The sequence below is a fragment of the Pseudomonas sp. 1D4 genome, assembly GCF_001728925.1.
Classification (GTDB): domain Bacteria; phylum Pseudomonadota; class Gammaproteobacteria; order Pseudomonadales; family Pseudomonadaceae; genus Metapseudomonas; species Metapseudomonas otitidis.
Genome location: NZ_LXJQ01000025.1, coordinates 74,009 through 83,757, shown reverse-complemented (window position 1 = coordinate 83,757; position 9,749 = coordinate 74,009). Strand labels below are relative to the sequence as shown.

Genomic DNA, 9,749 nt, shown 5'->3' with positions numbered 1-9,749 from the left:
GGTGCTGTTCATGGCGGCGGCCACCCCGCTCTCGGCCTGGCTCAGCGACCGCTTCGGGCGCAAGCCGGTGCTGATCAGCGGCTGCGTGCTGGCGATACTCTCCGGCTTCACCATGGAGCCACTGCTGACCCAGGGCTCCCCCCTCTCGGTGACCCTGTTCCTCAGCCTGGAGCTGTTCCTGATGGGGGTGACCTTCGCCCCCATGGGCGCGCTGCTGCCCGAGCTGTTCCCCACCCCGGTGCGCTACACCGGCGCGTCGGCGGCCTACAACCTGGGGGGCATCGTGGGCGCTTCGGTAGCGCCGTTCTTCGCCCAGAAGCTGGTCAGCCTCGGCGGCCTGTCATGGGTGGGGGGCTATGTATCGGCAGCGGCGCTGCTCAGCCTGCTGGCCGTGCTCTGCATGAAGGAGACGCGGGACCGGGACCTGTCTGACCCGCGTTAACCGGCTGCCGCAGCCAAGGGCGGTTGCGGCACCATCTCAAGCCACAGGCGGTCGGCCAGCAGGCCGGCCCAGACCTCGCAGCCCAGCTCGGATGGGTGGTAGCCATCGATCGCCAGGTAATCGGGGCGCATGGCCAGGGTAGCGGTGCAGTGAAGCGCTCCCATGGGGCTGGCCGTCTCCGCCAGCACCCGGTCCATCAGGCGCGCACGCCAGCCGAGCAGCAGGCGCAGCGGCCAGGGCAAGGCGCGGAAGTGACCGAGCGGCGGCACGGCGGAAAAAGCCACGCAGGCGCCACGCTGGAGGAAGGGCCTACCCAGCCCTTCCAGCGCCTGGCGCCAACGGGATCGCGAAGTGAAATGCGTGGTGTCGTTGACGCCGAAGGCCATCACCACCAGGTCAGGTGTCTCGTCGAGCACTTGCGGCAGCAGGCGCTGGCAGGCCTCCACGGCGGTGATGCCGTTCTCCCCACAGGCCCGCCAGGCCAACGGGCGCTCCAGGCGGTCGGACAGCGCACGGGCCAACTGTCCCGGCAGTGCCCGTTCGAGCAGGTCGACTCCCACCCCCGCGACGGTGGACTCGCCAATCACCAGCAGCCGCAGCGGCTCACCGGCGAACCCCGCGCCCGCCAGCCCCCGCTCGGGACCGGCTGCCGGCGGCAGGCGCAGGGCGGTGCGGCGGGTATGCAGGGCAAGGGGCAGCATGAGGGGCATCAGCGTGACCGCCGATGCCCACCAGAGTGCCCCAGCCCAGCGGCTCACAGTTTGACGTCGACCGCCTGGGCGGAACGGGTCGCCTTGGCGCGGGCCAGGTCGGTGGACTCATCACGCGCCAGGGCCACGCCCATGCGGCGCTGGCCATCGACTTCAGGCTTGCCGAACAGGCGCAGCGCGGTGTCCGGCTCGTTCAGTGCGGCGGCGAGGTTGCCGAAGCTGACTTCGCCAGACTTGCCTTCCACCAGGATGACGGCGGAAGCCGACGGCCCCTGCTGGCGGATGGCTGGGATCGGCAGGCCGAGGATGGCGCGGGCGTGCAGGGCGAACTCGGAGAGGTCCTGGGAGATCAGGGTCACCAGCCCGGTGTCATGGGGGCGCGGCGAGACTTCACTGAACCAAACCTGGTCGCCCTTGACGAACAGTTCCACGCCGAACAGGCCACGGCCGCCCAGTGCCTCGGTCACGGCCTGGGCCACGCGCTCGGACTCGGCCAGCGCCTTCGGACTCATCGCCTGGGGTTGCCAGGACTCGTGGTAGTCGCCCTTCACCTGGCGGTGGCCGATGGGCGCGCAGAAGGTGGTGCCGCCGATGTGGCGCACGGTGAGCAGGGTGATCTCGTAGTCGAAGTCAATGAAGCCCTCGACGATGACCCGGCCCTTGCCGGCCCGGCCGCCCTCCTGGGCGTAGTCCCAGGCGGTCTGCAGGTCGGCATCGCTCTTCAGCACGGACTGGCCCTTGCCGGAGGAACTCATGATCGGCTTGACCACGCAGGGGTAGCCGACGCTGGCCACGGCGGCGCGGTAGTCCTCGAAAGTATCGGCGAAGTGGTAGGGCGAGGTGGGCAGGCCCAGTTCCTCGGCCGCCAGGCGGCGGATGCCCTCGCGGTTCATGGTCAGCTGCGCGGCGCGGGCAGTGGGAATGACGGTGTAGCCCTCGGCCTCCAGCTCCACCAGGGTGGCGGTGGCGATGGCTTCGATCTCCGGCACGATGTAGTGCGGCTTTTCCAGCTCGATGACACGGCGCAGGGCCTCGCCGTCCAGCATGCTGATGACGTGGCTGCGGTGGGCGACCTGCATGGCCGGTGCGTTCTCGTAGCGGTCCACGGCGATGACTTCAACGCCCAGGCGTTGCAGTTCGATCACCACTTCCTTGCCCAGCTCGCCAGAGCCGCAGAGCAGTACACGGGTCGCGCTCGGCGACAGCGGGGTTCCAATACGGGGCATCGGTGTTTCCTCGAAGGATGAAGAGTCGGTGAGGCGCCGGCGCGACCGGCGCCCGGAAGGGTCAGGCCATCAACTGGCCCTTGTCGCGCGCGCGCTCCAGGCAACGGGCCAGGACCTCGCGGCGCTCGGTGTTGTCCATGCGCCCCCAGCGGCTGATTTCATCAATGCTGCGCTGGCACCCGAGGCAGGTATCGTCGTCGTCCAGCGCACAGACGTGTACGCAAGGGGACGGTACGGGGCGTTCGATTTCCATCAGTCTTCCTGTTCGACCAGCTCGCGGGCGTAACGCTGGGCGTTGTGTACGTAGTGGGCGGCACTGGCTTCGAGCATTTTCTTCTGCGGCTCGGTCAGCTCGCGGACGATTTTACCGGGAGAGCCCATCACCAGCGAGCCATCGGGTATTTCCTTGCCCTCGGCGATCAGCGCATTGGCGCCGATGATGCAGTGCTTGCCGATCTTCGCCCCGTTGAGGATCACCGCGTTGATGCCGACCAGGCTGTAGTCGCCGACCGTGCAGCCGTGGAGCATGGCGTTGTGGCCAACGGTGACGCCCTTGCCGAGGGTCAGCGGGTAGCCCATGTCGGTGTGCATGACAGTGCCGTCCTGCACGTTGCTGTTCTCGCCGATGTGGATAAGTTCGTTGTCCCCGCGCAGCACGGCGCCGAACCAGACGCTGGCACCCGCATCCAGGCGCACCTTGCCGATCACCGAGGCGTCGGGGGCGATCCAGCTGTCGGGATGGGTTTCGACACGGGCGTTGCCCAGGCGGTATTTCATCAGGCGCTCCTGTAAGCAGGACTCAGGTGAGTTTGACGAAGGATTCCGGCGGCTCGCGCAGCTCGATGCCGGCATCGAAGATGAGGTTGACCAGCTCCACCACCATGATCGCGGTGAGGCCCCAGATCTTGTACCCGTCGTAGTGATAGCTGGGCACGTACCAGCTCTGCCCGAGGTAGTCGATGCGGTGGGTGACCTCGCGAGGGTCGTCGCGAAAGAACGACAGCGGCACGCTGAACACCGAGTCGATCTCGCCCCGGTTGGCACGGTACTCGACGTAATCGGGCACCAACCCGACGTAGGGCGTGACCTTGATGCCGTGGCGGGATACCAGCGTGCTCAACGGCCCGACCACCTCCACCAGCCCAGGCGGCAGGCCGATCTCCTCTTCCGCCTCGCGCAAGGCGGTATGGATCAGGTCGCGATCCTCGGGGTCACGTCGCCCACCGGGGAAAGCCACTTCGCCGCCATGGGTGGACAAGCCACTGGCACGCAGGGTCAGGATCAGTTCGGGTTCGTCGCTGCGGGTCACCGGCACCAGCACCGCTGCCTCGGGAAAGCTGCGCTCGATGGGCAGGTCGGACGGGGAATGGCTCCGCACCCGGCGGAGAAGCTCATCCAGCATGAAAGGTCTCGGTCTTTTGTTGTGCCGGGCATCATGGCACGAACCGCCAGGGGCCCCCAAGCCCCGTTCCGCCCACCGATCCGGCCCCCGCCACGCTTGCCGAGTCCCCGACCGGCGCGCCAAGATGACGATCTCCAACCGAGGGCACCCGATGAAGTTCTGCAGCCAGTGCGGCACCCCCGTGGTGCAACGCATCCCCCAGGGCGACAACCGCCTGCGCCATGTCTGCGATGCCTGCGACACGGTGCACTACCAGAACCCTCGCATCGTCGCCGGCTGCCTGCCGGTCTGGGGCCAGCAGGTGCTGCTGTGCCGCCGCGCCATCGAGCCCCGCCGTGGCTACTGGACGCTGCCGGCCGGCTTCATGGAGAACGGCGAGACCATGGAACAGGCCGCCGCCCGGGAAACCGCCGAGGAGGCTTGCGCCCGGGTCCACAACCTGCGCCTGTACACGCTGTTCGACCTGCCGCACATCAGCCAGGTCTACACCCTGTTCCTCGCCGACCTCACCGACCTGGACTTCGCCGCCGGCGAGGAAAGCCTCGAGGTGCGGCTGTTCCACGAGCACGAGATCCCTTGGTCCGAGCTGGCTTTTCCCACTGTGGGCCGTACCTTAGAATGCTTCTTCGCCGACCGGGTGCAGCAGGTCTACCCGGTACGCAACGAACCGCTGGCCCCTCTGGTGGCCCATCACAAGAAAGCCTGATCGCTGCCAACACGTGTTCCCGGGGATGCTGTAGATGCGCTGGATGCTCCTAGCCTTTGTTTTCCTGTTCACCACCCTTTCCCACGCCAGCGCTGCACCCGCCCTGGGCGGCAAGCCCATCGACAAGGTGCTGGTGGTGAAGTCCGAGCGCAAGCTGCTGCTCATGAACCGCGGTGACATCCTCAAGAGCTACCGCATCTCCCTGGGCAAGCAACCCAACGGGCCGAAGCTGCGCGAGGGCGACCAGCGCACCCCCGAGGGCTTCTACTGGATCGACTGGCGCAAGACCAGCGACAAGTTCAACCTGGCCATGCACATCTCCTACCCCAACGCCCGCGACGCCAAGCTGGCCCGCGAGAAGGGCGTGCCCCCGGGCGGCATGATCATGATCCACGGCACCCCACTGGACGAGGAGTATCCCGAGTGGTACTTCCACACCCTCGACTGGACCGAAGGCTGCATCGCCATGAAGAACGCCGACATGCGCGAAATCTGGAGCCTGGTGAAGGACGGCACGCTGATCGAGATCCGCCCCTGAGCCCAGCCCCAATAGAAAAGGCGCCTTGAAGGCGCCTTTTTCATACCTGGCTGATCAACTCAGAACACCAGGTCCGACAACCGCCACACCTCGAAGGCCGGGGTCTCGTAGGGATGGGCCTTCTTCAAAGCCCGCACCGCGTCGTGGATCAGCTCATCGGCCACCACCATCTCCACCTTCCACTCGGGCAGGTGCTCGACCTGCCCCACCTGGCCGATGAATGGATCAGCACCGTCAAGGGGCCTGAACTGTCCCTGGCCAAGGGACTGCCAGCAGCAACTGTCATAGGCGCCAATGCGCCCACCACCCGCTGCGAAGACCGCCTGCTTGACGGGTTCGGCATGGGATTCCGGCACGTAGAAGCACAGCTTGTACATCAATAGCTCCGTCAGGAAATAACCGGCTGGACGATGATGGCAGGATGATGCCATCGAACACTGACCGTCCGCCAAGACTTTATGAAACCGCTGAATCGACCCGCCATTCGACTGGCGGAAACACGCCGTGTTCAGCCAGGGCTGGAGAAAAACGACGGGTCACCCACCGGTCCAGAAGCGCCGCCAACGCGCCTTGAAACCGACGGTTTCGGGCGCATGGCTGCCATCACACCAGGGCAGGCGACGGGATCGACCACAACGACAGAGCAGCAGGATACGGGGACGTTCGGCCTGGAAGGCGAGCCCTTGTCGACAATCGAGAGGGCAGTCGGGAAGCCGGGGCGAATGCCCACAGCGGCAGAGCAGGAGGCGCACGCCAGGCTCGACCTGGCGCACTTCAGGCAGCCCGCCCTCCTCCCCCGGAGCCGGGAGAGGAGGACCGGCAGGGTCGTCAGTCGACCCAGACACGCGCGTTGCGGAACATGCGCATCCAGCCGGCGTCTTCCTGCCACTCGTCGGGGCGCCAGGAGTTCTGCACGGCGCGGAACACGCGCTCCGGGTGCGGCATCATGATGGTCACGCGGCCATCGCGGCTGGTGAGGCCGGTGATGCCACGGGGCGAACCGTTGGGGTTGGCCGGGTAGCTCTCGGTGACCTTGCCGTGGTTGTCGACGAAGCGCAGGGACACGCAACCGGACAGGTCTGCTTCCAGCAGGGCTTCCTCGCTCTCGAACTCGGCATGGCCTTCACCGTGGGCGATGGCGATGGGCATGCGCGAACCGGCCATGCCGCGCAGGAAGATCGAGGCCGACTCCTGCACCTGCACCATGGCGACGCGCGCCTCGAACTGCTCCGAGCGGTTGCGCACGAAGTGCGGCCAGAACTCCGTGCCGGGGATCAGCTCGTGCAGGTTGGACATCATCTGGCAACCGTTGCACACGCCCAGGGCGAAGCTGTCCTTGCGCTCGAAGAAGGCCTGGAAGCCATCGCGGGCACGGGCGTTGAAGAGGATGGACTTGGCCCAGCCCTCGCCAGCGCCGAGCACGTCGCCGTAGGAGAAGCCACCGCAGGCCACCAGGCCCTTGAAGTCTTCCAGGCTGATGCGACCGGCGAGGATGTCGCTCATGTGCACGTCGATGGCCGAGAAGCCGGCGCGGTCGAACGCCGCCGCCATCTCCACCTGGCCGTTGACGCCCTGCTCGCGCAGGATCGCCACCTGGGGACGCACACCCTTCTTGATGTAGGGCGCGGCGATGTCCTGGTTGACGTCGAAGGACAGCTTGGCGCTCAGGCCGGGGTTCTCTTCGTCGAGGAGAACGTCGAACTCCTGGTCGGCACACACGGCGTTGTCGCGCAGGCGCTGGATCTGGTAGCTGGTCTCGGCCCACTGGCGCTGCAGCATGCGGCGCTCGCCGGTGAAGACCGCCTCGCCATTGAAGGCGATGGCAACGCTGGCACTGTTGAGCGGACGGCCGATCACCGCCACGCAGTCGCCCAGGCCGGCAGCGCTGAACTGGGCCAGCACCTCGGCGGTGGCGCCCTGCTGGACCTGGATGACGGCACCCAGCTCCTCGTTGAACAGCACGGCGGGCAGCTCGGCGGCGGCATCGGCCAGGGCGTCCAGTTGCAGGTCCAGGCCACAGTGGCCGGCAAAGGCCATTTCCAGCACGGTGGTCATCAGGCCACCGTCGGAGCGGTCGTGGTAGGCCAGCAGCAGGCCGTCCTGGTTCAGGCCCTGGATCACCGCGAAGAAGGCCTTCAGGTCCTCGGCATCATCCACGTCCGGCGCGGCCTGGCCGAGCTTGGCGTAGGTCTGGGCGAGGATCGAGCCACCCATGCGGTTCTGGCCACGACCCAGGTCGATGAGGATCAGGTCGGTGTCACCCTTGTCCAGGCGCAGTTGCGGGGTCAGGGTGCGGCGCACGTCTTGCACCGGAGCGAAGCCGGAGATGACCAGGGACAGCGGCGAGGTGACGGACTTGTCCACACCCTCGTCCTGCCAGCGGGTCTTCATGGACATGGAGTCCTTGCCCACCGGGATGGTGATGCCCAGCGCCGGGCACAGCTCCATGCCCACGGCCTTGACCGTGTCGTACAGACGGGCGTCTTCACCGGGGTGGCCGGCAGCGGCCATCCAGTTGGCGGACAGCTTGATGTCGGAAAGCTTCTCGATGCGCGCTGCCGCCAGGTTGGTGATGGCCTCGCCAACAGCCATGCGGCCGGACGCCGGGGCGTCCAGCAGGGCCAGCGGGGTGCGCTCGCCCATGGCCATGGCTTCGCCGGTGTAGACGTCGAAGCTGGTGGCGGTCACGGCACAGTCGGCCACCGGCACCTGCCAGGGGCCGACCATCTGGTCGCGAGCCACAAGGCCGGTGATGGTGCGGTCGCCGATGGTGATCAGGAAGCTCTTGCTGGCCACGGCCGGGTGGCGCAGCACGCGGGACACGGCGTCTTCCAGCGCAACGGTGGTGGCGTCGAAATCATCGCCCTGCTCGGCTTCACGGGTGACGCTGCGGTGCATGCGCGGCGGCTTGCCCAGCAGCACGTTGAGCGGCATGTCCACCGGCTTGTTGCCGAAGTGGCTGTCGGCGACGGTCAGGTGCGGCTCCTCGATGGCCTCGCCAACCACCGCGAAGGGGCAGCGCTCGCGTTCACAGATGGCCTTGAAGCGCTCGAAGTCAGCGGCGTCAACCGAGAGCACATAGCGCTCCTGGGACTCGTTGCACCAGATTTCCAGCGGGCTCATGCCCGGCTCGTCGTTGGGCACGGCGCGAAGTTCGAAGCGACCACCACGGCCGCCATCGTTGATCAGCTCCGGCAGGGCGTTGGAGATGCCGCCGGCACCCACGTCGTGGATGAACTTGATGGGGTTCTCGGCGCCCAGTTGCCAGCAACGGTCGATCACTTCCTGGCAGCGACGCTCCATCTCGGGGTTGTCGCGCTGCACGGAGGCGAAGTCCAGGTCGGCGGAGCTGGCGCCCGTGGCCATGGAGGACGCGGCGCCACCACCCAGGCCGATGAGCATGGCCGGGCCACCGAGGACGATCAGCTTGGCGCCGATGGAGATTTCGGCCTTCTGCACATGGTCCGCGCGGATGTTGCCCATGCCGCCAGCGAGCATGATCGGCTTGTGGTAGCCACGCACTTCTTCGCCACGGGGCGACTGGACCGCCTGCTCGAAGGTACGGAAGTAGCCGTTCAGCGCAGGGCGGCCGAACTCGTTGTTGAACGCGGCACCGCCCAGCGGGCCCTCGATCATGATGTCCAGCGCGGTGACGATGCGCTCGGGCTTGCCGTAGGGCTTCTCCCAGGGCTGCTCGAAGCCGGGGATCTGCAGGTTGGAGACGGTGAAACCGGTCAGGCCGGCCTTGGGCTTGGCACCGCGACCGGTGGCGCCTTCGTCACGGATCTCGCCGCCGGAGCCGGTGGAGGCACCGGGGAACGGGGCGATGGCGGTCGGGTGGTTGTGGGTCTCCACCTTCATCAGGATGTGCACGGGCTCTTCGGTCGCGCCGTACTGGCGGGTGGCCGGGTTGGGGAAGAAGCGGCCGGCGGTGAAGCCCTCGATGACCGACGCGTTGTCCTTGTAGGCAGACAGCACGCCTTCGCGGTTCATCTCGTAGGTGTTCTTAATCATGCCGAACAGGCTCTTCTCCTGCGCCTGGCCGTCAATGTCCCAACTGGCGTTGAAGATCTTGTGGCGGCAGTGCTCGGAGTTGGCCTGGGCGAACATCATCAGCTCGACGTCATGGGGGTTGCGCCCCATCTCGTTGAAGCTCTTCACCAGGTAGTCGATCTCGTCATCGGCCAGGGCCAGGCCCAGCTCGACGTTGGCCTTCTCCAGGGCGGCGCGACCGCCCCCGAGAACGTCCACCACGGTGAGCGGCTTGGGCTCGGCATGGCTGAACAGGGCGGACGCGGCTTCCAGCTCGCCCAGCACCAGTTGGGTCATGCGGTCGTGCAGGACACTGGCGATCACCTGAGCATCGGCGTCCGAGAGCTGACCGGCGATGTAGTAGGCGATGCCGCGCTCGATGCGCTGGATCTTCGCCAAGCCGCAGTTGCGGGCGATGTCGGTGGCCTTGCTGGACCAGGGCGAGATGGTGCCGAAACGCGGGACCACCAGGAACAGGCGTCCCGCAGGCTCCTGCACCGGCACACTCGGCCCGTACTGGAGCAGCCGTGCCAGCACCTTCTCCTCATCGGCGTCGAGCACGCCGGTGACTTCGGCAAAGTGGGCGAACTCGGCGTACAGACCGGAGACGGCGGGTACCTTCTGGATCAGTTGCTCGAGCAGTTTGCCGTGACGGAAGGCGGAAAGGGCGGGGGCACCGCGCAGGATCAACAT

11 protein-coding genes are annotated in these 9,749 nt (G+C 67.0%); 3 read left to right on the top strand and 8 right to left on the bottom strand.

Annotated elements, in window-relative coordinates; all coding sequences use genetic code 11:
• Positions 1 to 442: MFS transporter (locus A7D27_RS14625; protein WP_139134100.1), on the top strand; the 442-nt coding region annotated here is incomplete at its 5' end.
• Here A7D27_RS14625 and A7D27_RS14620 read toward each other — a convergent pair.
• The 5 genes from A7D27_RS14620 to A7D27_RS14600 form a co-directional block, all read right to left on the bottom strand.
• Positions 439 to 1,152, bottom strand: coding sequence for an SGNH/GDSL hydrolase family protein (locus A7D27_RS14620; RefSeq protein WP_371914818.1), 714 nt, complete (start codon positions 1,150 to 1,152; stop codon positions 439 to 441). The two genes, A7D27_RS14625 and A7D27_RS14620, sit on opposite strands and share 4 nt — an antisense overlap.
• Positions 1,153 to 1,196: 44 nt before the next feature.
• Positions 1,197 to 2,378 carry a formate-dependent phosphoribosylglycinamide formyltransferase gene (purT, locus tag A7D27_RS14615; protein WP_069559294.1) on the bottom strand — a complete coding sequence of 394 codons (1,182 nt, stop codon included), beginning with the start codon at positions 2,376 to 2,378 and terminating at the stop codon, positions 1,197 to 1,199.
• A gap of 61 nt (positions 2,379 to 2,439) precedes the next feature.
• Positions 2,440 to 2,631, bottom strand: coding sequence for a DUF1289 domain-containing protein (locus A7D27_RS14610; protein ID WP_170832296.1), 192 nt, complete (start codon positions 2,629 to 2,631; stop codon positions 2,440 to 2,442).
• Entirely contained in the window at positions 2,631 to 3,155 is a 525-nt protein-coding gene (locus A7D27_RS14605; protein WP_069559295.1) for a gamma carbonic anhydrase family protein, read from the bottom strand. Before A7D27_RS14605 ends, A7D27_RS14610 begins: the two co-directional genes overlap by 1 nt.
• Positions 3,156 to 3,177: 22 nt before the next feature.
• Positions 3,178 to 3,780 (bottom strand): CoA pyrophosphatase, encoded by a 603-nt coding sequence (locus A7D27_RS14600; protein WP_069559296.1) that lies wholly within the window; start codon positions 3,778 to 3,780, stop codon positions 3,178 to 3,180.
• Between the two features lie 151 nt (positions 3,781 to 3,931).
• Here A7D27_RS14600 and A7D27_RS14595 point away from each other — a divergent pair, with 151 nt between their 5' ends.
• Entirely contained in the window at positions 3,932 to 4,486 is a 555-nt protein-coding gene (locus tag A7D27_RS14595; protein ID WP_069559297.1) for an NUDIX hydrolase, read from the top strand.
• Between the two features lie 34 nt (positions 4,487 to 4,520).
• A complete protein-coding gene (locus A7D27_RS14590) occupies positions 4,521 to 5,024 on the top strand; it encodes a murein L,D-transpeptidase family protein (RefSeq protein ID WP_069559298.1) in 504 nt (167 codons plus the stop codon).
• 59 nt (positions 5,025 to 5,083) lie between these two features.
• Here the strand turns inward: A7D27_RS14590 and A7D27_RS14585 are convergent, their stop codons facing one another.
• The 3 genes from A7D27_RS14585 to purL form a co-directional block, all read right to left on the bottom strand.
• The gene (locus tag A7D27_RS14585) at positions 5,084 to 5,401 is read right to left on the bottom strand and encodes a YqfO family protein (RefSeq protein WP_069559299.1); all 318 of its coding nucleotides are present in this window, start codon (positions 5,399 to 5,401) and stop codon (positions 5,084 to 5,086) included.
• Positions 5,402 to 5,560: 159 nt separating this feature from the next.
• On the bottom strand, positions 5,561 to 5,776 hold the full coding sequence (locus A7D27_RS27225) for a CDGSH iron-sulfur domain-containing protein (RefSeq protein WP_240915612.1): 216 nt from the start codon (positions 5,774 to 5,776) through the stop codon (positions 5,561 to 5,563).
• A 76-nt stretch (positions 5,777 to 5,852) separates the two neighbouring features.
• Entirely contained in the window at positions 5,853 to 9,749 is a 3,897-nt protein-coding gene (gene purL / locus A7D27_RS14580; protein ID WP_069559300.1) for a phosphoribosylformylglycinamidine synthase, read from the bottom strand.